This window comes from Chitinophaga oryzae, assembly GCF_012516375.2.
Lineage (GTDB): Bacteria > Bacteroidota > Bacteroidia > Chitinophagales > Chitinophagaceae > Chitinophaga > Chitinophaga oryzae.
On the sequence record NZ_CP051204.2, the window covers coordinates 122897 to 147821 of the forward strand.

Here is a 24925-nt window from a genome sequence, read left to right on the forward strand (position 1 = left end):
TTCGTAAATCAAAAAATCCCTAAATCCCAGTGTCATTTACCTCCTTAGCCACATCCAAAATGGTTTTCACCGCCTGATAATAAAAGCGATGGTGGATATGATCATATTCATCTCCCGGCTGGTGGTAGTCAGGGTGGTCTTCTACGCCGAAATACAGGAAGGGGATCTTCTTTGCGTGAAACGGCCCCTGGTCGCTCTGGTTGGTCCAGTTGTCGGAGCCGGTACCGGAAACATCATGGCCTGCCAGTAACCTGATATTGCTTTTGGCAGCTGCGGCATCGGTATATTTTTTCAGCTGCGGATAAGGCGTGGTGCCAGCCACATACAGCTCTCCTTTATCATTGCGCGACACCATGTCCATATTGATATTGAGCCGGATGGAGCTCAATGGCACCGGCGGTTGCTGTACAAAGGCCCGGGACCCCTGCAGCCCTTCTTCTTCTCCGTCAAACGCAACAAACAGCAGCGTGTATTTGGGCGGGTTCTTTTTAAAGTAGGCAGCCATCGCCAGCAGGGTGCCCACACCGGACGCGTTGTCGTCTGCCCCGTTGTAGATACTGTCTTTTGCGGCATTGGGCCTGCCGGTGCCCAGGTGGTCATAGTGCGCGGAGATGACGATCACCTCGTTGCTTTTCCCCGGGATATAGCCGTAGAGGTTAGTCCCCATGATTTTTTTATCTCCTTCCTGGAAATAAAACGGGTACTCGTAGGTGTTGTGATAAGGGGTGATGCCGATCTGTTTAAAACGGTCGATGATATAAAACTGGGCCAGGCGACTGCCGCGGCTGCCGGTTTTACGGCCTTCGAACTTATCGGCGGAAAGGGTCCGCACATCTTTCATGAGCTGGGCAGAGTCGACAGACTGCGCCATCAGCGGCCCTGCAGCAAGCAGGCATAAGGTGTAACAAAGCACTTTCATAGTAATGCAATTTCGTGAGCATTACTGCAATGTACAAGATATTATCTGAAGATGTTAAAGATGATCAGACTGCAGATATAGGCCAGGGCCGTCATGTATCCCAGCTGTATGAAGGGTATTTTCCATGATTTTGTTTCCCTTTTTACGATAGCCATGGTACTCATGCACTGCATCGCAAATGCATAAAACAGCATCAGGGATAGCCCGGTGGCAAGGGTGTATACCGGTCTGCCGTCCGGCCATTTGGCGGACGCCATTTTTTCCCGGAGGGTGGCATTGTTGTCATCCGGGTTCTCTCCCACGCTGTAGAGGGTGGCCATGGTGCCCACAAATACTTCACGGGCGGCGAAAGATGTGATCAGCGCGATGCCTATTTTCCAGTCGAAACCCAGGGGGCGGATAGCCGGTTCAATAGCATGGCCGAGGATGCCGGCATAGGAATGCGCCAGCTTTTCGGAGCGGAACTGGCGGTCCAGCTCTTCTGCTTCAGGAGAGCCTTCCGGCGCCGCAGCGATCAGTTTCTCGTATTTGGCGTGCAGCGGCTCCATTCTGCCGGACGGCCCGTAAGAGGCCAGGAACCAGAGGACCACGGAGATGACCACGATCACTTTACCGGCGTCGGTGATAAATATCTTCGCTTTTTCCACCATGGTAGTACCTACGTTTTTCCAGCGGGGAGCGCGGTAAACCGGCAGTTCCATAATGAAATAGCTTTTCTCCTGGATCTTTACAAACAGCTTCATCACGGCCGCAATCAGGATGGCCATAAAGAAACCGAGCAGGTAGAGGCCCATCATTACAAGGCCCTGCAGGCCCAGGAAACCGAATATTCTTTTGTCGGGGATGACCAGCGCGATCATCATGGTATAGATAGGCAACCGCGCGGAACAGCTCATAAGCGGTGTGACCAGTATGGTGATCAGGCGTTCTTTTTTGTTCTCGATGGTGCGGGTGGCCATGATAGCGGGAACCGCACAGGCCACGCCACTGATCAGCGGCATCACGGATTTTCCGTTGAGCCCTACCTGCCGCATGAGGCGGTCGGTAAGGAAGCTGATACGCGCCATATAACCGGTGTCTTCCAGCACGGTGATCAGGCCGAACAGGATCATGATCTGCGGAACGAATACCGCAAACCCGCTGATACCGGCGAGGATACCATTGACGAAGACGTCGGTGATCTTATTGTCGGGCAGTACTTTTGTCAGCCAGCCGCTCAATTCGCCGAAACCAGCCTCGATGGCGTCCATTGGGTAGGAAGCCAGCCAGAAGATACTCTGGAACAGCAGGAACATCACTACCAGCAGGATAACATACCCCCAGAAACGGTGCAGCAGCAGGTCGTCAATTTTTTCGGAGCGCAGCTGCTTCTGCAGAGGGTCGGCTTCCACGACGGAACTTTTCATGATATGCTTGATACGGTTGTACCGCTGCATGATTTCTTCCGCCTGTACTTTTGTTTTATTGAACTGGTTGTTTTGAAGCGATTGCCGGATGGCCTGTTTCTGGCCTGCATTGAGGAAAGTCAGCTCTTCTGTGTTTACGGCAACATGCAGGGCGCCGTAATCGCTGCAGGAGGGCACTGCTTTTTTTACGTCCGCTATCACGTTTTCGGCTAACGCGGCATTGGAGATAAAATCGCGGGGGGCGGCGTTGTAGTTGCCGCGGGCGGTGAGTTCGATGATTTTTTTCAGTTCGGACACCCCTTTGTTTTTGCGGGGGTTGATGGCTACCACCGGCACGCCCAGCTCTCTTTCCAGCCCGTCGATGTCTATTTCCACCCCTTTTTTGCGGGCGATGTCCATCATGGTGAGGGCGATGATCACCGGGAACTTGAGGTCGATAATCTGAGAGCAGAAGAGGAGGTTACGTTTCAGGTTGGAGGCATCGGCTACGATGATCACCATATCGGGGGCGTCTTCGTTTGCCGGATTAATCAGTACATCGTAAGTCACATATTCATCCGCACTTTTAGGGTACAGGCTGTACGTCCCCGGAAGGTCGATAATGTTGGCCGAAAGTCCCGAAACAATGTTGGCCGTTCCGGTTTTCTTGTCTACCGTCACCCCGGGAAAGTTGCTGACTTTCTGATTTAACCCGGTGAGTGCGTTAAAAAGGGAGCTTTTTCCACTATTAGGATTTCCTACCAGCGCGATGTTTATTGGTGCCTGCATTCCTTATCTTATCCTCTTTTTTAATGTTATGAGCCGAATACACAAAGTTAATCATTAATCTCCCCGGGTAATGATCGGATCGGGAAAAAAGAAGCGGGGCAGACCAGAAAGGCCTGCCCCGCTTCCATTAAAATGGCGGAAAATATATAACTATCTGTGTGTAGTGTCGTTACCTTTATAATGGTAGACTGCTTCCGTGGAATCCCGTTCATTTCTGGCGGGGGCCGATTCATCGATCACTCCATCGGGCGTCATTTTCAGACGGGTATGGTTTCGGTCGTTATCGTCATCCACATCGATATACCAGTCATCATCGTTGTAGCGGCGGCCGTACCTGTCGAAGGAGAAGTGGCGGTAGATGTCGTCATCCACTTCGAGGTTTTTGCCTACCGGCACTTTCACGACCATCACCAGGCGCTGGCCACGGAAGGTGGAGTGAGGCGGCAGGGAGAACCCTTCGGGGATATACAGCACGGAGTCTTCCTGTCTGAGGTTGAAGCGGATATCGCTGGCCAGGCTGTTGGCCTGTGACAGGGTGCGGCCCTGAGAGTAGCGGAACAGTTCCACGCCGAAGCTGTCAGTGGCGCTTTTCTCTATCCTGAGTTTCACGATGTTGATCATAGTGGTATCGTCTGCCACGATCAGGTTGTCATCGAACCAGCTGAAGTCGTCGTTATTGAAGATCCCGGGCGCCACGCGGAGCGTCAGTTTATTATGGGAAGGCTGTTGAATGGCCACTTTTTCCGGGGGCAGGTTACTGCGCCTTCTGAAGTCTTTGGCCAGGGAAGCGCCTACGATGCCGGCGAACACGAGGCCCAGCAGCCAGAGGAAGCTCAGGGAGTAACCAGCGTAGCGGTTGCCCTGTTTCATTCCGGTCAGCTTACGGACAAGGAAGATCACCAGCGCTACCACGGGAATACCGAGCAACAGCACCAGGGCAGGCCAGAACAGGTAGCTCTGCACGGAGTGGGCGGTGAGCAGGAAATTTTTCAGGGGGAAGAGGGCCGCAGAAGAAATGGCGATCGCTATCCCTGTAACGATCAGGCAGATCAGTATCACTACTGCGAGGAAGTAAAAGAATCCTTTGGTGACGAACACCAGTACTTTTCCCAACCCGTTGACGAGGTTTACAAAAAAGCGTTCCAGATCATTACCCACCTGCTTTCCACGGCCCTGCGAAAAATTTTGGAAATCTTTTCCTACGTTTTTCCCAACATTTTTCATCTGGTCCTTCATATTGTTCAGCTCTTCCTGAATAGTGGTTTTAATATTATTCAGGTCCACCTTTTCACCGCGCATTTCCAGTTTCTCTGCGGCGGTATCCGCAGACGGGGTGGCTACCCACAGGATGAAGTATACCAGTACACCGGTACCGAAGCCGCCGATGGCCAACAGGACGAAGATGACACGGAAGATCACCGGATCTACATTGAAGTACGCGCCCAGGCCACCGCACACGCCACTCAGCACCTTGTTGTCCGGATCACGGTAAAACCGTTTGCGGGGTCGCGGCATATAATAAGCTTCATCGTTGGATGTCTGGGATTGCGCACCGCTGCCGGCCGGCGCGTCGTCAAACTGCTCCGGCGTGCCCATGGATACTTTTACAGCAGCCACGTCTTCGTCGGTAATGCAGTGAGCGCCTTTCTTCAGCTTATCCTGGAACAGCTCCGCAATGCGGCTTTCGATGTCGGCCACAATTTCTTCGCCACCCTCTTCTTTGGAGAAGTAGCTCTTGAGGCTGTCCAGGTACTGGCGCAACAGCTCGTAGGCGCTATCCTCGATGGGAATCAGCCGACTCGACAGGTTTATGTTGATAATCTTTTTCATTTGTTGGTTCTTTTAGATTTTAGGTTTAGGTATATCGCTACAGCGGTGCGCTGTTTTGTTGTGTTAACTGATGGACCGCGTTGGCCAGTTCGTTCCAGGTACTTTCCAGTTCCCGGTAAAAGGTTTCCCCTTTGTCGGTCATGGAAAAATATTTCCGCGGGGGGCCTGAGCTGCTTTCCACCCATCTGTAGGTGAGCAACTCTGCGTTTTTCAGCCGTGTCAGTAAGGGATATAAGGTACCCTCCAGGATGTCCAGCTTTGCCTCTTTCATCTTTTCTATGATGTCTGACGGGTAAGCTTCTCCTTGCTTGATCACGGACAGAATGCAAAATTCCAGCACTCCCTTCCGCATCTGTGACTGTGTGTTATCAATATTCATGGCAAGTGAGCTTTAATTTATAAATGGTGGTTTTTGATTTGTATCCGTTGAAGACTTGTACACCTTCCTTCAACTTTACAATACAAAAATAGGAATTATTTACTACTATGCAATACACAATACCATAGAAAGCAAAATAACTTGTTTTGAACATTACCGCAAAAACGCATCAAACCCAATGCAGTCGGGCATCTTCCGAAAAAAAGACAATAGAAGTCGAACAAAATATTGTGATGAACGGCAAATATTAAGGATAAATGGAAAACAAGGGTTTTCAGGGCTTTTTAAGGCAGCCGGTCATCACTAATTCCTTTAACATTTTTTTAATTACCGTAACTTAGCATATATGGTTTTGCTCATTTACTTTTGTATCAGCAGTTAATACACATGAAGAAAATTATCGGCATATTCCTTTTGGGTCTTATGATCTCCCAATTCCTCCCGATCAAGGAGGTAGGAAAGCTGCTGTTTAATAATCAGATTGTAGAAGAGCATCCTGTTGACGCAGCAGGAGACCATGTAAAAATTGCCAAGGAATTAAAATTCTGCAAGCAATTTGACGCACTGCAGTTCAACCCAATATTACTGATCGGCGTTTTGCACCCTCTTTTGATGGAGGATATACCCAGCAACCCAGCCCAGGAAATACACGCCCCTCCTCCTAACGCTTTTATGGCGTAAACACCTTTAGCTACTGTTAATACAGTCAGCTTGATATTTCTATCTATTTACTATAAGCATTTATTTCTCAGGCCTTCCAGGGACATCGTGTGTCGTGTATCCAATAACGTGATACCCGCGGTGAAATCCCCAAGGGAACGTTGGCTGTAATTATTTCCGCGGTGGTGGCGCAGGCTGCTGTCCGGTATTGCGATCCTTGAACGCAAAAAGCATTTTTTTATGAACAAGCAAACTTCGTTATTCTCCAATATTAAGGGGGACTTTTCTGCAGGTCTCGTTGTTTTCCTCATCGCCGTGCCGTTGTGTCTGGGCATTGCCCTGGCCTCCGGCGCGCCGCTCTTCTCCGGTATGATCGCCGGTATTGTCGGCGGATTGGTGATCGGGTTTTTCAGCGGCTCCCAGTTGAGCGTGAGCGGCCCGGCGGCAGGTCTTACTGCCATTGTGCTGACCGCCATCACCAAACTGGGCGCATTCGATATCTTCCTGTTGGCAGTAGTGATCGGCGGCGGTCTGCAACTGATCCTCGGCCTCATTAAAGCGGGAACAGTGGCTAACTATTTCCCCTCCAATGTGATTACCGGTATGCTGTCAGCGATTGGTATTATTATCATCCTGAAACAGCTTCCCCATGCCTTCGGTTATGATGCCGAAACAGAAGGCAGCATTGCTTTCTTCCAGGCCGACGGGGAAAATACTTTCAGCGCGCTGTTGTCTACCCTTAATCACATCAGCATCGGTGCAACTATTATCACCCTCGTATCCATTCTTATCATTCTGTACTGGAGCAAGATTCCAAAAGTAAGCGTAGTGCCCGCACCGCTCGTTGCCGTAATAGCCGGCATTCTGCTGAACCGCGTCTTTGCCGGCAGCGAAGTGCTGGCCCTGGGTGCCAACCACCTGGTAAACCTGCCGGTGCCGCAGTCATTCGACGATTTCCTCGGACAGTTCACCTTCCCGCGCTTCAGCGCCATCACCGACAAAGAGGTGTGGATCACCGCGCTGACAATTGCGATCGTGGCCTCTGTGGAAACACTGCTCAATGTGGAGGCTACTGACAAGCTGGACCCGCTGAAACGTCACACCTCTCCTAACCGGGAGCTGAAAGCGCAGGGTATCGGCAACATCGTGAGCGGCCTTATCGGCGGTCTGCCCATTACTTCTGTTATCGTGCGCTCCAGCGCCAACATTAACGCCGGCGGCCGTACGAAAATGTCTACCATGATACATGGTTCGCTCCTGTTGATCTGTGCGGCCCTGATTCCCATGGTGCTCAATATGATCCCGCTGGCGACCCTGGCAGCCGTACTGCTGGTAACCGGTTATAAACTGTGTAAACTGAAGGTGTTCAAAGAGATGTTCAAAAACGGCAAATACCAGTGGGTCCCCTTTGTGGCCACCGTTGTCGCCATCGTATTCACCGACCTGCTGATCGGTATTGGTATCGGTATGGCCGTGAGCGTACTGGCCATTCTCCGGGGTAATATGAAAAGCTCATATTATTTCCGCAAAGAGAAATACCAGACCGGCGACAGCATCCGCCTGGAACTGGCGCAGGAAGTGTCTTTCCTCAACAAAGCCAGCATCCTGCTTACCCTGGACCACCTGCCTGCAGACACCACCGTGGTGATAGACGCCCAGAAAACGGCTTATATCGACTTCGATGTGCTGCAAACCATCCGGGAATTTAAAGACATCAAGGCGCCACAGAAAAATATTACTGTCATCCTCACCGGGTTTAAGGACGTATACAAAATACCTAACACCCCCGGGAGTCTTGTAGAAGAGCATGCCCGCAGAGCCGACGGACATGTGCACACTATTGCAGCTGGTAATCACAAGGAATTACTGAAAGAATTACAGTTGAACTAAAATGGCTTATAGCGTAAATAAGAGGCAAGAGAACCGGAAACCATGCACTCTTCCTCCTTCATTCACCCAACAAAACGAACAATCATGAAAACATTGAATAAAGTATCTCAGAGTGAAATTACACCAGGACAAGCTTTGGAATTATTGAAATCAGGCAATCTCCGTTTTGTGGATAACCTCCGCATCAACCGTAACCTGCTGCAGATGGTCAACGACACCCGCGACGGTCAGTGGCCGATGGCTGCCATCGTGAGCTGCATGGACTCCCGTACGTCTGCGGAACTGATCTTCGATCAGGGCCTCGGCGATATCTTCAGCATCCGCCTCGCGGGCGCTGTTATCTCCGATAACGTGCTCGGAAGCCTGGAGTACGCCTGTAAAGCTGCCGGCTCCAAATTTATCGTAGTGCTGGGGCATACCAAATGCGGCGCTATCTGCGGCGCCTGCGACGCTGTGGAAATGGGTAACCTCACCGGTCTGCTCAATAAAATCACGCCGTCTGTGTTTGCAGAAAAAACCGTTACCGAAAACCGGACTTCTAAAAATCCGGAGTTTGTGCACGCGGTGACCAACATCCACATCGAACGCTCCGTGCAGGCTATTATGGAACAAAGCCATATCCTGCGCGACATGATCCTGAAAGGTGATGTGGGCATCATCGGCGCCATGTACAACGTGGAAACCGGTATTGTCGACTTTATGGAACATACGCTGATCCTGAATAACGACAAAAAAGCGGCTCCAGCCATGGCCGTTTAATAAAAAGTCTCCTCAGGAGGAGACGTATGTTTGCTTGTGATATTAATGGGGCGGAGATAACCAAGCCAGGCCGGTTTTTATAGGGGTACCTGTCTGGCGGTTATCGAAGCCCCATTATATTTTGTCATTTGGCTATTTGTTTATGTGATATTTGGCGGGCCGTTAAGAAATCTACCTCCTTAACACAATATCCAAATATCAAAATAAACAAATGACTAAATGTTTTTCAGGCGTGCTGCCGCCTGTTCCAGCGTTGTTTCTTTTTTGGCAAAACAGAAACGGACTACATGATCATCTTTTCCGTCATGATAGAAAGCGGAAACAGGAATAGCCGCCACCCCAAATTCTTTCGTCAGCCGGATAGCAAATTCTTTGTCCCCTTCCCCGGAGATCCCGTCGTACCGCATCAGCTGAAAGTAGCTTCCCTGGCTGGCCAGCGGGGTAAACCGCGATCCGTTCATTAATTCCAGGAAATAATCCCTTTTCTGCTGATAAAATGCCGGCAGTTCCAGGTAGTGGGCGGGCGTTTCCAGGAATTCCGCCAGGCCGTACTGCATTGGCGTGTTCACAGAAAAACAAAGGTACTGGTGCACTTTGCGGTATTCTTTCATCAGGTGTTCCGGCGCCACACAGTAACCCATTTTCCAGCCGGTGTTATGAAATACTTTTCCGAAAGAAAATACGACAAAACTGTTTTTGTAAATCGCCGGGTAGCGTAACACGCTGAGATGGCGGGCGCCGTCGAAAACCAGGTGCTCATACACTTCATCGGATAATACCAGCAGGTTGTGTTCCGCCACCAACTTTTCCAGTTCGGCCATATCTTCTTCACGGAGGATGCTGCCCGTAGGGTTGTGAGGGGTGTTGACCATGATCATGCGGGTGCGGGGTGTTATTTTCCGGCGCACCTCCTGCCAGTCGATCCGGTAGTCCGGGAAAGACAGCGGTATCAGGACCGGCTTGCCACCGTTGACCAGCACATTGGGGATATAGCTGTCGTATGCCGGTTCGAAAATGATCACTTCATCACCCGGATGAATATACGTGGCAATCGCCGTATAGATGGCGTAAGTGCCGCCGGGGGTGATGGTGATCTCCGTATCGGGGTTGACGGACTGCTGGTAAAGTCCCCTGATTTTGGCGGCGATGGCGGTGCGGAGCTGCATCAGGCCGGGCATGGGCGCATATTGGTTATGTCCCTGCTGCATGGCCTGGTTGACCATTTCCTTCAGTTCATCGCTGCAATCGTAGTCGGGAAAGCCCTGTGAGAGGTTGATCGCTTTATGTTCCGCTGCCAGGGCAGACATTACGGAAAAAATGGTGGTTCCTGTGTGAGGTAATTTGGACATACAAAATCGATTACGAATTACAAATTACGAATTACGGATTAAGATTAACAGGAATGAAGTATGACTTCCCGGTTCGCCTTAATTCGTAATTCGTAATTCGTAATTCGCAATTTCCTATTGACTAAAGGTATTTCTCGCCTTTGTTGCGCTTGATTTCCGCCACGTATTCCTTGATCTGTTGTTCGTTGTCTTTCTTGCAGATCATAAGGACATCCTGGGTGTCTATTACGATAAACTCATCGAGGCCCTGCAGCAGCACCAGTTTTTCATTGGGCACTTTTACCATGCATTTGGTGGCGTCGATCACTACTACGTTTTTACCCTGTACTGCGTTGCCGAGATAGTCTTTTTCCAGGTTTTCGTAAGCGGAAGCCCATGTTCCCAGGTCGCTCCAGCCAAAGTTGGAAGGGATGACATACACATTGTCCGCTTTTTCCATGATACCGTAGTCGATGGAGATATTGGTACACTGGGGATATACTCTTTCGATGGCCTCTTTCTCGTCCGGCGTGTTCAGTACGGCGGCGCTTTGTTCGAACAATTCGTTTATTTCCGGGAGGTAATCGCGGAAAGCGGCGACGATGGTTTTCACGTTCCAGACGAAGATGCCGGCGTTCCAGAGGAAATCGCCGCTTTGCAGGAACGTTTTTGCCAGTTCGAGGTTGGGCTTTTCGGTGAATGTTTTGACTTTATAGACGTTGTCCGCCACCTGCTGCGGCTCATACTGGATATATCCGTATCCGGTGTCAGGGCGGGTGGGTTTGATACCGAGGGTAACCAGGGCGCTGTGTTTCTGCACAAACAGGAGTGCATTAAGACAGGAAGAGGTAAACGCCGGTCCGTCCATGATCAGGTGGTCTGCGGGCGCGCAGATAATATTGGCCAGCGGGTCTTGTTTGTGTATTTTATGGGAGATATAAGCGACACAGGGGGCCGTGTTTTTACGGGAAGGTTCGCTGACAATATTCGCTTCGGCGACATCCGGCAGTTGTTCTGCCACTTTACCGGTGTATTGCTGATGCGTGACCACGAAGATATTTTCCTTTGGAATAAAGGTGGCGAACCGCTCATATGTCCATTGGAGCAATGTTTTCCCCGTGTTCAGGATATCCAGGAACTGTTTGGGATTGTCTGTTCGGCTATGAGGCCAAAAGCGGCTGCCGATGCCTCCGGCCATGATGGCCACATAAAAATGGCTGTTCAGTTGTGTCATTATATAATTCCTTCTCTGATTAAATCATGTAAGTGGATCACTCCGCAGTAGCGCTCCCCGTCCATGGCCAGCAGTTGTGTGATATCGTGCTGGCGCATCATTTCCAATGCGTTGATCGCCAGTTCGTTTTGCTGGATATTTTTCGGGTGGACCGACATGATGTCTTTGGCGGTCACGCCGGCGGTAGCAACATTCTTTTCCAGCATGCGTCGCAGGTCGCCATCGGTGATGATGCCCTGCAGCACGCCGTTTTCATCCAGTACAGCGGTCACCCCCAGCATTTTGGAGGATATTTCCACAATTACTTCCCTTAATGTGCTGGTTAACAATACACTAGGGGCCTGGTGTAATTTGCAGAGGTCTGCTACTTTAAGATATAATTTTTTGCCCAGGGCGCCACCGGGGTGGAACTTGGCAAAATCTGACGCCGTAAATCCGTGCCATTCGATCAGGCATACTGCCAGGGCGTCGCCCATGGCCAGTTGGGCAGTCGTGCTGGTAGTGGGTGCGAGGTTATTGGGGCATGCTTCATGGCTTACGGTGGTATTCAGCACATAATCTGCTTCCTGTGCCAGGAATGAGCTCATATTCCCCACCATGGCCACTAAAGTGTTGCCAAAATTCTTCACCAGGGGAACCAGCACCTTAATTTCGGCAGACGTACCGCTTTTGGAGATACACATCACGATATCTTCCGTCGTTATCATGCCCAGGTCGCCATGGATGGCGTCTGCAGCGTGCATAAACAACGCCGGGGTGCCTGTTGAGTTTAAGGTGGCAACAATTTTCTGCGCGATAATGGCGCTTTTGCCGATGCCTGTCACCACCAGTCTCCCTTTGCATTGGGCGACCAGTTCCACCACTTTCTCAAAATCTGCATCTATAAACTGTTGCAAATCATTAATAGCCGCTGCTTCCAATGCAATTGTGCGTTTGGCTACTGTTCCGATGTTAATGGTTCCATTCCTTTTCATGACGAATTACAAATTTATCATTTTTTAGTCAGCAGCAGTGCGATCGTGTAATTTATATTGATACTACGCGCTTTTTTAAGTAACTTCGTGTCCCCTAAAAAACATATAGAACTATTTCATCATTTGTTGATTCTTTAGAGTTTGAGTTTACCATTCTTTTTAAATTTTGAATGCAATGGCTGTTGTAAAGGTAAGTTTGATGGATGCATTACGCGAACATTTCGGGTTCGATTCCTTTAAAGGAAATCAGGAAATCATTATAAAAAGCATCCTATCGGGAAAAGATACCTTCGTTATCATGCCAACCGGCGGAGGCAAATCCCTGTGCTATCAGCTACCGGCACTGATGAGTCCGGGTTGTGCGCTGATCGTATCTCCCCTGATAGCACTGATGAAAAACCAGGTAGACCTGGTACGGGGGTATAGCAGTAAAGACAACGTGGCGCATTTTCTGAACTCCACCCTTTCGAAGGCGCAGATCAAAAAAGTACGTACCGACCTGCAAACCGGCAAAACGAAACTGTTGTATGTGGCGCCGGAAACACTGACAAAACAGGAAAACCTGGATTTCTTCCGGGAACTGGAAATATCGTTCATCGCGGTGGATGAAGCACACTGTATATCCGAATGGGGGCACGACTTCCGCCCGGAATACCGCCGTCTTAAGGAGATGATCGACCAGATCAACGATAAACTGCCGATCATTGCGCTGACCGCCACGGCTACGCCGAAAGTACAGAGCGACATCGTAAAGAACCTGGGATTAAACAATCCCAATATCTATATCTCTTCTTTCAACCGTTCCAACCTGTACTACGAAATCAGGCCTAAACGCAAGAAAGACCAGACCATCAAGGATATCGTTAAATATATCCATCAGCACAAAGGTAAAAGCGGCATTATCTACACGCTCAACCGGAAAACCACCGAGGAGCTGGCCGATATGCTGTCTGCCAACAATATCAAGGCCGTAGCTTATCATGCCGGCCTGGACCCCGCCACCCGCGCCCAGCGGCAGGATATGTTCCTGCATGAAGACGTGGAGGTGATCGTGGCCACCATCGCTTTCGGGATGGGCATCGATAAACCGGATGTACGGTTTGTGATCCACTACAACATCCCCAAAAGCCTGGAAAACTATTACCAGGAAACCGGCCGCGCCGGCCGTGACGGCCTGGAAGGCAACTGTATCTGCTACTATTCCCATAAGGACGTACAGAAACTGGAACACCTGATGCGCGATAAGCCGCTCAGTGAAAGGGAAATGGGCGCACAGCTGATCAACGAAACCGTGGCCTACGCCGAAAGCGCCGTATGCCGCCGTAAAGTGATCCTGCACTACTTCGGAGAAAAATACGAAACGGAAGATTGCGGACAGTGCGACAACTGCCGCAACCCGAAAGAAAAGATAGAAGTGAAAAACAGGGTGGTGATCGTGCTCAAAGCCATCAAAGCCCTGGAAGAACGCTTCGGCACCGAGTACGTCGTCAACGTGATCACCGGCAAAACCAGCCCGCAGATCTCTACTTACCGCCACGACCAGCTGGACATCTTCGGCGAAGGCAAAGAATTCGATGCCCATTTCTGGAACTCCCTCATCCGGCAGATGATGCTGGAAGGCCTGATCGAAAAAGATATCGAAGAATATGGCCTGCTGAAGGTAACAGACAAAGGCAAAAAATTCCTCAAAAAGCCCTACTCCATCATGGTAGCGCTCAACCACCAGTTCGACGAAGACGGCATCGAAGACGAAGAGGAAGCCAATGCAGAAGCCCACGCTTCCGCCGATCCCGTGCTGTTTGAAATGCTGAAGGAACTGCGTAAAAAAGTTTCCAAAGAGAAAAACCTCCCTCCTTTTGTGATCTTCCTGGAAACCTCCCTGGAAGACATGGCCACCCAGTACCCCACGACCGTACAGGAACTGGAAAAAATCCAGGGCGTCAGCAAAGGAAAGGCTATCCGCTACGGCAAACAATTCATCGACGTTATTGCCAAATACGTGGAAGAAAACAACATCACCAAGCCGGATGATTTTGTGATGAAGAGCGTTGTCAACAAAAGCGGCATGAAGGTGTTCATCATCCAGAACATCGATAAAAAAATCCCGCTGGAAACCATCGCCAAAAGCAAGGAGCTTACAATCTCCCAGCTGCTGGATGAAATGGAAACCATTGTAGCCAGCGGCACCAAACTCAACCTGGATTATTGCATCGACGAAGAACTGGACGATTATGCCCAGGATGAAATCATGGAATACTTCAAAGGCTGTGAAACTTCCAGCCTGGCCCTGGCCCGGGAAGAGCTGATCGAAAACGATTACACGCTCGAACAACTGAAACTGGTCCGCATTAAGTTCCTGGTGGAATACGGCAACTAGTGAAGTTATCAGTCATGTGAAAGCAGTGAACCAATAGTCATAGAATGAACATCGAGAAAATACAGGAAACCATTTCCGCCAACAGGGGAAAAGTTATTTCCCATCCCTTATATGCTTCCCTCGAAACCCTCGGCGATATCCGCCTTTTCATGGAATACCATGTGTATGCCGTGTGGGATTTCATGTCGCTGCTGAAAGGCCTTCAGCAACAGTTGACCTGTGTACAGGTGCCCTGGGTGCCCAAAGGCAACGCCGCTACCCGCTATCTCATCAATGAAATCGTTACCGGCGAAGAGAGTGATGTGGATATGAACGGCCAGCGCTGCAGCCACTTCGAATTATACGAAAGAGCCATGGAACAGGCAGGCGCCGATACAAGCCAAATAAAGGCCCTTGTAGCCGCTATAAGTGCCGGCACGCCCATTAATACCATTCTGGCAACTTCGTCGCTTCCTGAGGCTGTAAAAGGCTTTCTCGGCTTTACCTTCGATGTGATCGCCACCGGCAAAGCGCATGTAATGGCCGCGGTGTTCACCTTCGGCCGTGAAGATCTTATCCCCGATATGTTCCACGAACTGGTAAAAGACCTCGGCCGTAAGTTCCCCGGCAAACTGGACACTTTCATCTACTACCTCGAAAGACACATTGAGGTAGATGGTGATCATCACAGCCAGCTGGCCATGCAGATGGTACAGGAACTCTGCAGCAACGATCCGCAGAAATGGGAAGAAGCCGCCGAATATGCCGCTAAGTCACTGTACTGGCGCGCTCAGCTGTGGAGCGGCATCGTTCAGGAAAAAGTTTTTTAAAATTTTCTGAAGAAAAATTTTGCAATTATAATTTTTGTCTTACTTTTGCAATCCCTTCACGAGAGGGACACACAAAAAAAGACAAGGTGCGGTAGCTCAGTTGGTAGAGCAAAGGACTGAAAATCCTTGTGTCGGCGGTTCGATCCCGCCCCACACCACAGAAAAAAAGATCATCAGTACTGATGATCTTTTTTATTTTTACCCCATTTGGACTTACACCCAATACAAAATGGAAACCATTGTTCTGGAAAAAATCAACGCCGATAAACAACGGATCATAACCCGGATGTATACAGACCTGGAGAATACTCCCGGTGCCGACCGGTTTTATACCACCCGCAATATCGAAGACTGCTCCGCCGACCTGGACACCTACATCAAAAAACTGTCGCTAAACCCGGACAGCAAAAGCATCGCTAAAAGTATCAAATGGATATTCCGGTCCCTGTCTACCTTTAAACAGGAAGACGAGGCCCCTGAATTCCTATGGGGCTTTATCTACAACGGATATACGAAGGAACTGACCGACTTTATCCTCAATACAGCCTTTGCATTCGGCCTGGAGAAAGGAAAGCCGAAGACGATTAAATCGAATGTGGTCCACCTTACTCATCATCCGCATTCGATAGACCTGTTCAGGATTTACATCGGCTCCACGCCGAAAAGCGGCATTATACTGGATTATAATAAAAAAAGTTCGCTGTTCGAATACCTCGAGAACCCCTACGGAGAAAGCTACGCTCTCCCTGTTTTCGGACTGGCGATCAACGACGACTATACAACGCTCTCCTTCGACGTACTGGCTTCCGGCGCTTACAGGACCATTACGCTGAAAGCCATGAAACCTACCGACAGGGCGCTGTTTAAAGCTATCCACCATCTTCATAAAAGCGAACAACTGAAAAGCGATCCGGGGCCGGATTATTGCAAACTTGAGCTGGAGCTGACCAACGGTGTGCTAACGAGGCTTACTACCCTGAACTATGACGCCGATAACCGCATCATCAATATGTTCACGGAAGGCGCGGGAATGAAGATATTTGTGCAGGAACTCGACGCAGACAACTGCTTCCAGAACAGCGATAACATGGCGCCCCATCCGGAGATTGTGGATGAGAAGTTTGTAATCGTGGATGCCGTACCGCATTGGAAATACTATGAAATTGAGGATCTGGATATGCAGCAGGAGATAGTTTCCGTGCGTACAAAGCCGCAGCAGTTCGAATACGAGAATGATGAACGAAAGAAAGTTATCGCGCATACAACAGCCAGCAGGACGATCAATTATCCCATCAAATCGTACGCTTTTATAAAAACGCTGCTCCGGGAGCTGCTGTCATTAAGGCAACCCTTTAAATCCCGTTTCTAGTGCTCCCCGGTAAGGTCATTAGCCGGTATTTTATGGTTCCGCCGGAAACTCCGGCTCCGGCAGCTTCTGCACCACATCGTAAGAATGTAAGATGTCATACCCGAAAAACCCCCTGCTATAATCTATCACCACATACTCTGCTGCAATCACCTGCGGATACCGGGCAAAATCAAATACCAGCTCCTTGTCCACCCCCTGATGGCGAATGATGACAGAAGGCTTTTCCAGCTTTGTGATACGTCCCATGCTGTCTATGGCCAGGTGTTTGCGCTTTACCGGCACCACCAGCCCTTCATCTACCGTACTGGCGCCGTAATAATTGATCAGCAAAAAAAGAAAGGCCACCATGCCGCCGTAAGCCAGCAGGCTGTTGGACAACGCATAGAAGAAGCCCCGGATGCCATACACGCGGTTATAGTGTTTACGGACCACTACAAACGCGATCAGCCCGGTGATGAAAACAATGCCCAGAGGTATCAGCAGGGAGATAAAAGTATGGCGGTAAAGCAGATACGCAAATACCATCAGAATAATGCCCGTTACTAACAGGAATATATATACGTTCTGATAAAAACCTTTTCCGGAAAAACGTGGTGTCATGTGAAATAGTATTTCATGATGGATAGGTGCCTGTAATTTACAACTCCCCGGCGTTATATGGCGCATTCACTGCAAACCTGTTACAGCAGCGGTTTCTGTACATTTTTATTGCGCATATCCAGTACGCAGCCCCCTCCTACCTTTGACCTGTTAGCTCGAAATTTTCTTTTTCACCCATTTATCTCTTTCACTATGAATGAAGCCAACTTCTGGCAGCTGATAGAAACTGCCTGGTCATCTTCCCCCGAACTCAATGCCGCCCGCCGGCTTGCTTTAAGGACCAACGACCCCTTTCTGCTCGAATCCCTTAGTTACGAACTGACCGATGTTATCGGCGAAAACCTCCGCCAGCTGCTGGAAAACCTGGACAAGCCTGCGTTGACGGCTTTCATCCTCCTGATGGAAGAAAAATTATATCACATTGACAGGCAGGAAGTTCAACAATACACCGACGGTTCAGACGACGGCTTTCTCTACTGCCGCTGCTTTATAGTGGGTATGGGCGAAGCCTACTACAACGGGATAGACAGCAACCCCGCGCTGGCCACCATGGATGTGGAAGCCGAAAGCATCGGTTTTATCGGTTACGAGGTGTATCTCGAAAAGTTCAGCGAACCTTTTTCCCGCAACACCCGGTACTGCATCGAAAGCGGCTCCAACAAAAAAGGCTGGTGATCCCGTCATTCTTCATAGATAATGCGGATCATATTGTTCCGTTTCATGTCTGTGCTCAGGTCCACCCGCCGGCTGATCTTATCGAATAGCAGCCGTAATGCAGCCGTATTGGGCGGTATGCGCCCCAGGTTGTCTGCCATGAACTGCAGCCTGTTTTCACCCGGTTGCAGCGTGATCTTCAGCTCCTGTATCTGTTTTTTCACAGGGAAGCCGCTGGCGATCCACTGGTCGTTGAGCCGCAGGGAAATACTGTCTCCGTCTTCGGTCTGTGCATCCCAGAGCTCCAGTGTTATTTCCCGTTGTTTTACTTTGATGGTAGTCACATATTGGTCTCTCCTGCTGACAGCGGTGCGGGTGAGCGCTGCCGTGTCCCTTGCCGGCGGCAGCGCTGGCACTGCCGGCAATATGGTATCCGGCGATGGTAAAGGCTTTCCTGCTACTGGTCTGCGGTACAGCTGCGCTACCAGGAAAGTAGCATACGCATTGGAGCGGTCGCTGAAGTCGAAGCTGTATTTTTTGCCGTCTATCGCCACACGCATGTCGCCTGTATTGGGCGGCAGGCGGCCATAGTTGTCTGCGAAGAACGCCAGCAGGTTCATGCCTGTGTCCAGCCGTATCCGCTGTGACTGGGTCTGTTCGTTGATTTCCTGCGACCGGAGCAACGTCCGGCCATTATGGACCAGTGTTACCGTGTCTTTATCCAGCTGGTCTTCATCCACAATGGTCAACTGTCCTGTACTATCGTCTACGTCTATACGATCATATAATCCGAGGTAGATGGAGTCTCTGTCCGGATCGACTATTTTCTGCGCCGCCGGCGCCGCCCATGGCTGATGGCTGATCTTCTTCAGTTGTATAGGATTGCTGTACAGCATGTCCCGCAGGGTGACTTTGGTGCTGACGAAAATTTCATCGTCATCATAAAGGCCTTTCATAAAAATGCCAAAGTCTTTTATCCACATGCGTTCGATCTCCATCACCGGCATCTCGTTGCCTTTCCGGGAATAATTGAAGGTGCCGTTGAGATACAGCAGCCAGATGCCCAGTTTGAACGGTGTTTCCTTAACGGGATATTTACCTCTCCCGATACCCAGCTGCTGCTCATTTTTCCGGACCAGCAAGAGGTAGTACGATCCGTGGAACTCTCCATAGTCGAGCGATAACAGCGCCGGGTACAGCATGTTTTGCCTCGGCGTGCCGATCTGCAGCTGCATGGTCACCGCCGGAATATGTGGCCAGGGCTTGTAATCCACCTTCCAGGTGCCTGCCCACTGATCATTGGGAGTGACAACTGTATTGCCGGGGCGCCCCGCCGGAGTATTGGACCGGCTGCCGGTATTGCCAGCTTTCGTACTGCCACCGGCAATAGTACCGCCGCGTCCCTCGGCGGCTGTACGGCTGTTGGCTCCTGTCGTGGTGCGGTTCCCCGGTCCTCCGCCTCTTTCCGTGGCCACCGGAGACCGTTGTGTGGTTGCGCCCGGCCGTTGGCCGCTCTGCGCCAAAGCATACTGTACAGTCAGGCAAAAAAAGAATATAATCAGGCTTCTCATATATGGCTCGTTCGTTAACAACAACTTAGTGCAACATACATGATCCCTTCCGAATCATCCCTGTTTTTTTTTAATTTTCCGGGTGATATTTCCGCGATTTTCGACACTACTCTATAAACGAAGATTGTATGACCATGCATAACGATCCCATTTTTGAGTCTGTATACCGGGACACCCTTCCCAAAGTGGCGAGGATGGTACACCGTATGGGGGGCGACCTGGATACCGCCAAAGATATTTTTCATGATGCGGTGATCATCTACCTGGAGAAAAAACAACAAAACACTTCTTCCATCGCTTCAGACCAGGCTTATATCATGGGCATCGCCCGGATACTTTGCCTGCGCCGGCTGAAAGACGATCATCAATATGTAGCCCTCCCTTCGTCAGAAGACGATTATGGTATTCCGGCCGATTTTTACGATCCGCCGCCAGTGGCCCAACCGGTGATCAACTTCCTGAAAAGCGCCGGCAGAAAATGCCTTCAGCTGCTGCAGGCGTTTTATTACGACAAGCTGCCGATGGCTGAGATAGCCCAAACGCTGCAATACAAAACTCAACACGTAGCTACCGTGCAGAAATACAAATGCCTCGAAAAAATCAGGGAACAGGTAAAACAAACGCAACATGAGGAAGCAGCTTTGTGAAATCAGGGATATCGGACAATACCTCGAACAACAGCAGGACACTGCCGGTCAACGGGTATTTGAGGCCCGGGAACTGACGTCTCCCGAACTGGCAGAAAAAGTCAGCTATCAGCGGAAAATAGTACAGCTGGTACGCTGGCTGGCACGCCGCAACAGGCGCCGGCAGCTGGACAACCTTTACCGGCAGCTGATGACAGACGAAACATACCGTCAAAAAATCACTTCCATCTTCCAATAATCCTTTTTACATATGGCTTTTTTGATTCCTACCGTCATTGACGGCGATGGCCGCAATGCCTTTGATATATACAGCCTGCTCCTGAAGGAGCGCATCATTTTTCTCGGCACAGCTATCGACGACCAGGTAGCCAACCTGATCGTAGCGCAGCTGCTTTACCTCGACAGTATCGGGCACCAGCCCATCAGCATATATATCAATAGTCCCGGTGGCGCCATCTATTCAGGCCTGGCCATCTACGACACCATGAAAATGCTGAAGTCGCCCGTATCCACCATGTCCGTAGGCTTCACCGGCAGCATGTCTACCGTTATCCTCTCCGCAGGCGCCAAAGGACAACGCTACGCCCTCCCCCACGCCACGGTGCACATGCATCCCGCAGGCGGCGGCGCCAAAGGCTACACCGAAGATGTCCGCATCGCCTACCGCGAACAGGAGCGCCTGCAAAGTCAGCTCTTCTACCTGCTGGCACAACACGCAGGCAGACGTACGGAAGAAATAGAAGCCGCCTTCGACAACGATCATTTCATGAATGCTGTTGAAGCACAGGCTTTTGGCCTGGTAGACCAGGTCCTCGGTAGTACGGAAGACCTCATTGCACTGGAACATTCCCCTTTCCGTGTGGCGCTCATGCAACCGCAGTTAGCTGCCGGAAAGGCCCTTACCGGCAGCTCCCGCCCAGCACTTCCCTGATCACGGCTATTATCTCCTCCGTTCGCTGCTGAAAACGCAGCGGCGAACGGGTCACCAACCGGTCAAAATAATGTATGCGACCATGTCTGACTGCCGCCTGTAAGGGCTCCAGCGCCTCCTCAGCCAGCACCCGCTTGTCTTCCCAACTGCCGGCCAGCACCAGGTAATGCACCAGGAACCCGGATGCCTCCAGGTACTGCACCACCTGCCGCGCATCACGCCGGCCTCCATCCAGGATAAAGCTTAACATCAGCATAAAAGCGGCAGAAGAAAAAATATGCCGGCGCAGCACCTGGCTGAGGTGTGTGCAAAACATATCAGACGCACCGCGATGATTGGTCCTGTTAATCACCACAAACTTATTTTGCGGAAATACAACCGGTATAAAAGGGTCTTTCAGCGGAAAAAAATGTTTCCGGGCAAAAATCTCCTGCAATACCTTTCGTTTGCCGGAGTTAGGATAACCAACAATAACAAAAAGGGGTTGGGGGTTAAAAAACATGTTTCAAAACAAAGTATTTTTTTTCATTGAAATGTTAATCAGTTCTTAACGTTCAAAGAAAAAAATCAGACGTACTCCGCCAGTTTCGCTATCAGCGCAGCGCCCGGCAACAGCAGCAACTGCGCCAGCAAAGTTCCCGCCACACGGGCTATCACCATATAGGTAATATACTGCCGGAAATAACTGACGCTCACTTTGCCCAATACCACATCATCAGTAAGTACGGAAGAATGCGGGTCTATAAAAAGCACCATCAGCAACGTCGCCACCCCGTTGATAACACCGGATAAATTACTGGCGGTGGTCCTGTAGTCAGGATTCAGATATGCAGCATACACACAGCAAAGCACACTAATGGTCATAATCGCCGTGGCAACCAGGTTAAACAAAAACATCTTCCTCGGAAAGCCCTTCACAGGGTGTAATCCGGTAATACTTTCCCTGGAAGGCATCTTCAGGTTCTCTTTGATAAACTGCATCCCCGACCCGGAAAAGCCGAGGTAGAGCAGCCGGGGAACGGAACGGTGCACACTGAAATGCTCTACAGCTTTTGACAACATCCGCTGAAAAGAAGGTATTAACGCCGCACCTATAACTGAACCGATGGTACAGGATAAAATGATCAACCGGAAAAGCCCCTCGTTGCCCGTCACCTGCTGCTTCAACTCATCCTCCACCGTTTTGGCCAGTAACGGCGCCTGAAAGGTGTTGGCCGTACGGGACACCAGCACCAGAATATTGAAAAGTGAGAAAGTAATGGCTATCCTGCCGGTCGTTACTCCTACAATTCTTACGGCAAAAGATAAGGTAACAATCAGGTTGATAACGGCTGTCAGTACCAGTACAATGATGATCTGCGGCGTCATGTGGAGTCGTTTTAAATCGAACCTCAAGCTACGGATTATTCTGTTTTTTAACCTCTTAACCGGCGCAGTGACCGCCAGTTTGTACGTTATTCCCAACACAATTCACATACCGTCGCTATCATGGAGGCTCACAAAAAGTTATCACTTAACTTATTGATTTTCAACTTTAATGCCTTTTCCTGTTGTCCGCATCCGCGCCCATTCGTTCCCAACTGCACGATACAATCGCTTTCCGGTAAATTATCATCAGCTTTTCTGATCAATATTTGTATTTTGTACGCTTATTCTTCCGCGTTAAAAATTACACATGAAAAAATTGTTTTGCATAGGTTTGCTGCTGCTTTCCCACAGCGTTTTCGCGCAGCGTCAACAGGTCCGGCTTTCTACCCGGAACATCAGCCTGGTTTACAGCGTCAATCCCGAGGGACGGCTGGTACAGCAGTACTTCGGACAGGCATTGCAGCCGGCTGAAGCCGACACCTCATCCCGTGGCTCCCAGGAAGCCTATATCACCGCCGGGATGGAAAGCCTCCTGGACCCGGCCATCCGGATAGTACATAACGACGGCAATCCATCGCTGGAGCTCAAATACGTTTCTTCCCGGTCAGGCAAGAAAGACAACAATGTCTCTACTACCGATATCACCCTTAAAGATCCCGTATACCCGGTAACCGTTACCCTTCATTTTGAGACTTATTTCCAGGAAGATGTGATCAAGGCGTGGACAGAAATCAGGCACACGGAAAAACAACCCGTGCTGCTGACCGCCTATGCTTCCTCCATGCTGCATTTTAACGCCGCCCGTTACTGGCTGACCCAGTTCCATGGCGACTGGGCCAAGGAGGCGAACATGGTGGAAGAGAAACTGACCAAAGGCAGTAAAGTACTGGACAGCAAACTGGGCGTACGAGCCAATATGTACCAGTCGCCCATGTTCCTGCTTTCTCTCAACGGCCCCGCCAATGAAAACACCGGCGAAGTGATGGCCGGCACACTGGCCTGGACCGGCAATTTCCGCTTCGGCTTTGAAGTGGATGAAAAAAATGCCCTGCACGTAAGCGCAGGCATCAACCCTTACGCCAGCGACTACACGCTGCAGCCTAATGAAGTATTTACCACACCGGCTTTCCTCTTCACCTGGTCAGACCACGGAAAAGGCCAGACCAGCCGCAACTTTCAGCATTGGGCGGTGAACTACGGTATCCTCGACGGACACACACCGCGGCTCACCTTGCTGAACAACTGGGAGGCCACTGGTATGCATTTCGACGAAGCTAAACTCACCAGCCTGTTCAGCGGCGCGGCCAAACTCGGCACCGACCTCTTCCTGCTGGACGACGGTTGGTTCGCCAACAAATACCCCCGCGATGCAGACAACGCCGGCCTTGGCGACTGGGACACCAATAAAGATAAACTTCCCCATGGCCTGGGTTACCTGGTGAAAGAAGCAGAAAAACAGGGAGTGAAATTCGGCATCTGGCTGGAACCGGAGATGGTCAACCCCAAAAGTGAACTGTACACCAAACATCCCGACTGGATACTGCGTCTTCCCAACCGCGGCGAGCACTACTATCGCAATCAGCTGGTGCTGGACCTGGTAAACCCGGCCGTACAGGATTTCGTTTTTGATATCGTGGATAAAACCATGAGCGAAAACCCTGGTATCGCCTACATCAAATGGGACTGTAACCGGATGATGACCAACACCTACTCCCCTTATCTGAAAGGAAAACAATCCCATCTTTTTGTTGACTATACCCGCAGCCTTTATAAGGTGCTGGAAAGAGTGCGCGCCAAGTACCCGCATCTCCCTATAATGCTGTGCTCCGGTGGCGGCGGCCGCACAGACTACGGCGCCATGAAATACTTTACGGAATTCTGGCCCAGCGACAACACCGACCCGCTCGACAGGATTTACATTCAATACGGCTATTCCCATTTCTTCCCGGCCAACACCATGGCAGCGCACGTAACCAATATGGGCAAACAATCGCTGAAGTTCCGTACGGATGTGGCCATGATGGGCAAACTGGGTTATGATATAAAAGTGGACGATTTCACACCGCAGGAATTGCAGTTCAGCCACGATGCCGTTGCTACGTATAACCGTTTACGTGATATAATCTGGTATGGGGATTTCTATCGTCTTGTTTCACCATACGGGCAGCCCCGTGCAGTATTCCAATACACCAGCGCCGACAAACAGAAAACGGTCGTGTTTCATTACCTCATGAATACCCGCCGGGTGGATATTTTCCCGGTAGTGAAGCTACAGGGACTGGATCCGAAAAAGAACTACCGTGTTACAGAAACCAACCTTTTCCCCGGAACAAAATCAGCTTTTGGAAACCAGGTATACAGCGGGGATTTTCTCATGAATACAGGTATCAGTCTAACGCCCGGAAGAGTAAAACCGCTAAGCAGTAATATACTGGAAGTGGTAGCAGAATAA

The 24925-nt window shown here is 50.3% G+C and carries 22 protein-coding genes and 1 tRNA gene; 12 read left to right on the forward strand and 11 right to left on the reverse strand.

Annotated elements, in window-relative coordinates:
• Positions 1 to 19: 19 nt before the first annotated feature.
• The 4 genes from HF324_RS00530 to HF324_RS00545 all read right to left on the reverse strand — a co-directional run bounded on the left by HF324_RS00530 (position 20) and on the right by HF324_RS00545 (position 5302).
• Positions 20 to 919: a M28 family peptidase gene (locus HF324_RS00530; RefSeq protein WP_168861730.1), complete on the reverse strand. Its 900-nt coding sequence runs from the start codon at positions 917 to 919 to the stop codon at positions 20 to 22.
• Positions 920 to 960: 41 nt separating this feature from the next.
• The gene (feoB, locus tag HF324_RS00535; protein ID WP_168861731.1) at positions 961 to 3093 is read right to left on the reverse strand and encodes a ferrous iron transport protein B; all 2133 of its coding nucleotides are present in this window, start codon (positions 3091 to 3093) and stop codon (positions 961 to 963) included.
• A gap of 150 nt (positions 3094 to 3243) precedes the next feature.
• Positions 3244 to 4923: a PspC domain-containing protein gene (locus HF324_RS00540; RefSeq protein WP_168861732.1), complete on the reverse strand. Its 1680-nt coding sequence runs from the start codon at positions 4921 to 4923 to the stop codon at positions 3244 to 3246.
• 37 nt (positions 4924 to 4960) lie between these two features.
• A complete protein-coding gene (locus HF324_RS00545; protein ID WP_078669713.1) occupies positions 4961 to 5302 on the reverse strand; it encodes a PadR family transcriptional regulator in 342 nt (113 codons plus the stop codon).
• A gap of 387 nt (positions 5303 to 5689) precedes the next feature.
• Here HF324_RS00545 and HF324_RS00550 point away from each other — a divergent pair, with 387 nt between their 5' ends.
• From HF324_RS00550 to HF324_RS00560, 3 genes are all read left to right on the forward strand, one after another.
• Positions 5690 to 5983 (forward strand): hypothetical protein, encoded by a 294-nt coding sequence (locus HF324_RS00550; protein WP_168808427.1) that lies wholly within the window; start codon positions 5690 to 5692, stop codon positions 5981 to 5983.
• Positions 5984 to 6202: 219 nt separating this feature from the next.
• Positions 6203 to 7852 (forward strand): SulP family inorganic anion transporter, encoded by a 1650-nt coding sequence (locus HF324_RS00555; RefSeq protein ID WP_168808429.1) that lies wholly within the window; start codon positions 6203 to 6205, stop codon positions 7850 to 7852.
• 84 nt (positions 7853 to 7936) lie between these two features.
• Positions 7937 to 8611 (forward strand): carbonic anhydrase family protein, encoded by a 675-nt coding sequence (locus tag HF324_RS00560; RefSeq protein ID WP_168808431.1) that lies wholly within the window; start codon positions 7937 to 7939, stop codon positions 8609 to 8611.
• Between the two features lie 215 nt (positions 8612 to 8826).
• On the opposite strand, the gene HF324_RS00565 is transcribed toward HF324_RS00560, so the two are convergent.
• The 3 genes from HF324_RS00565 to HF324_RS00575 all read right to left on the reverse strand — a co-directional run bounded on the left by HF324_RS00565 (position 8827) and on the right by HF324_RS00575 (position 12147).
• Positions 8827 to 9960 (reverse strand): methionine aminotransferase, encoded by a 1134-nt coding sequence (locus tag HF324_RS00565; protein ID WP_168861733.1) that lies wholly within the window; start codon positions 9958 to 9960, stop codon positions 8827 to 8829.
• A gap of 121 nt (positions 9961 to 10081) precedes the next feature.
• Positions 10082 to 11173, reverse strand: coding sequence for a mannose-1-phosphate guanylyltransferase (locus HF324_RS00570; protein ID WP_168808435.1), 1092 nt, complete (start codon positions 11171 to 11173; stop codon positions 10082 to 10084).
• A complete protein-coding gene (locus HF324_RS00575; RefSeq protein WP_168808437.1) occupies positions 11173 to 12147 on the reverse strand; it encodes a KpsF/GutQ family sugar-phosphate isomerase in 975 nt (324 codons plus the stop codon). The genes HF324_RS00570 and HF324_RS00575 overlap by 1 nt, the downstream gene beginning before the upstream one ends.
• 175 nt (positions 12148 to 12322) lie before the next feature.
• Between HF324_RS00575 and recQ the strand changes: the two genes are divergently transcribed.
• The 4 genes from recQ (at position 12323) to HF324_RS00595 (ending at position 16702) form a co-directional block, all read left to right on the forward strand.
• On the forward strand, positions 12323 to 14524 hold the full coding sequence (gene recQ / locus HF324_RS00580) for a DNA helicase RecQ (protein WP_168861734.1): 2202 nt from the start codon (positions 12323 to 12325) through the stop codon (positions 14522 to 14524).
• Between the two features lie 44 nt (positions 14525 to 14568).
• A complete protein-coding gene (locus HF324_RS00585; RefSeq protein WP_168808441.1) occupies positions 14569 to 15333 on the forward strand; it encodes a DUF3050 domain-containing protein in 765 nt (254 codons plus the stop codon).
• 85 nt (positions 15334 to 15418) lie between these two features.
• Positions 15419 to 15491, forward strand: a tRNA-Phe gene (locus HF324_RS00590).
• 71 nt (positions 15492 to 15562) lie between these two features.
• A complete protein-coding gene (locus HF324_RS00595; RefSeq protein ID WP_168861735.1) occupies positions 15563 to 16702 on the forward strand; it encodes a DUF8184 family protein in 1140 nt (379 codons plus the stop codon).
• A 30-nt stretch (positions 16703 to 16732) separates the two neighbouring features.
• Here HF324_RS00595 and HF324_RS00600 read toward each other — a convergent pair whose 3' ends face one another.
• On the reverse strand, positions 16733 to 17302 hold the full coding sequence (locus HF324_RS00600) for a hypothetical protein (RefSeq protein ID WP_168861736.1): 570 nt from the start codon (positions 17300 to 17302) through the stop codon (positions 16733 to 16735).
• Positions 17303 to 17494: 192 nt separating this feature from the next.
• Between HF324_RS00600 and HF324_RS00605 the strand changes: the two genes are divergently transcribed.
• A complete protein-coding gene (locus HF324_RS00605; protein WP_168808446.1) occupies positions 17495 to 17977 on the forward strand; it encodes a DUF4240 domain-containing protein in 483 nt (160 codons plus the stop codon).
• Between the two features lie 5 nt (positions 17978 to 17982).
• On the opposite strand, the gene HF324_RS00610 is transcribed toward HF324_RS00605, so the two are convergent.
• The gene (locus HF324_RS00610; protein ID WP_168861737.1) at positions 17983 to 19527 is read right to left on the reverse strand and encodes a hypothetical protein; all 1545 of its coding nucleotides are present in this window, start codon (positions 19525 to 19527) and stop codon (positions 17983 to 17985) included.
• Between the two features lie 128 nt (positions 19528 to 19655).
• Between HF324_RS00610 and HF324_RS00615 the strand changes: the two genes are divergently transcribed.
• The 3 genes from HF324_RS00615 to HF324_RS00625 are packed head-to-tail and all read left to right on the forward strand — an operon-like array spanning position 19656 to position 21105.
• Complete coding sequence (locus tag HF324_RS00615; RefSeq protein ID WP_168808448.1) at positions 19656 to 20174, forward strand: RNA polymerase sigma factor; 519 nt, start codon at positions 19656 to 19658, stop codon at positions 20172 to 20174.
• On the forward strand, positions 20155 to 20412 hold the full coding sequence (locus HF324_RS00620; protein WP_168861738.1) for a hypothetical protein: 258 nt from the start codon (positions 20155 to 20157) through the stop codon (positions 20410 to 20412). The genes HF324_RS00615 and HF324_RS00620 overlap by 20 nt, the downstream gene beginning before the upstream one ends.
• 12 nt (positions 20413 to 20424) lie before the next feature.
• Positions 20425 to 21105 carry a ClpP family protease gene (locus HF324_RS00625; protein WP_168808450.1) on the forward strand — a complete coding sequence of 227 codons (681 nt, stop codon included), beginning with the start codon at positions 20425 to 20427 and terminating at the stop codon, positions 21103 to 21105.
• On the opposite strand, the gene HF324_RS00630 is transcribed toward HF324_RS00625, so the two are convergent.
• Complete coding sequence (locus HF324_RS00630; protein WP_168808451.1) at positions 21074 to 21607, reverse strand: hypothetical protein; 534 nt, start codon at positions 21605 to 21607, stop codon at positions 21074 to 21076. The two genes, HF324_RS00625 and HF324_RS00630, sit on opposite strands and share 32 nt — an antisense overlap.
• A gap of 65 nt (positions 21608 to 21672) precedes the next feature.
• The gene (locus HF324_RS00635) at positions 21673 to 22473 is read right to left on the reverse strand and encodes a lipid II flippase Amj family protein (RefSeq protein ID WP_168808457.1); all 801 of its coding nucleotides are present in this window, start codon (positions 22471 to 22473) and stop codon (positions 21673 to 21675) included.
• Positions 22474 to 22780: 307 nt separating this feature from the next.
• Between HF324_RS00635 and HF324_RS00640 the strand changes: the two genes are divergently transcribed.
• On the forward strand, positions 22781 to 24925 hold the full coding sequence (locus HF324_RS00640; protein WP_168861739.1) for an alpha-galactosidase: 2145 nt from the start codon (positions 22781 to 22783) through the stop codon (positions 24923 to 24925).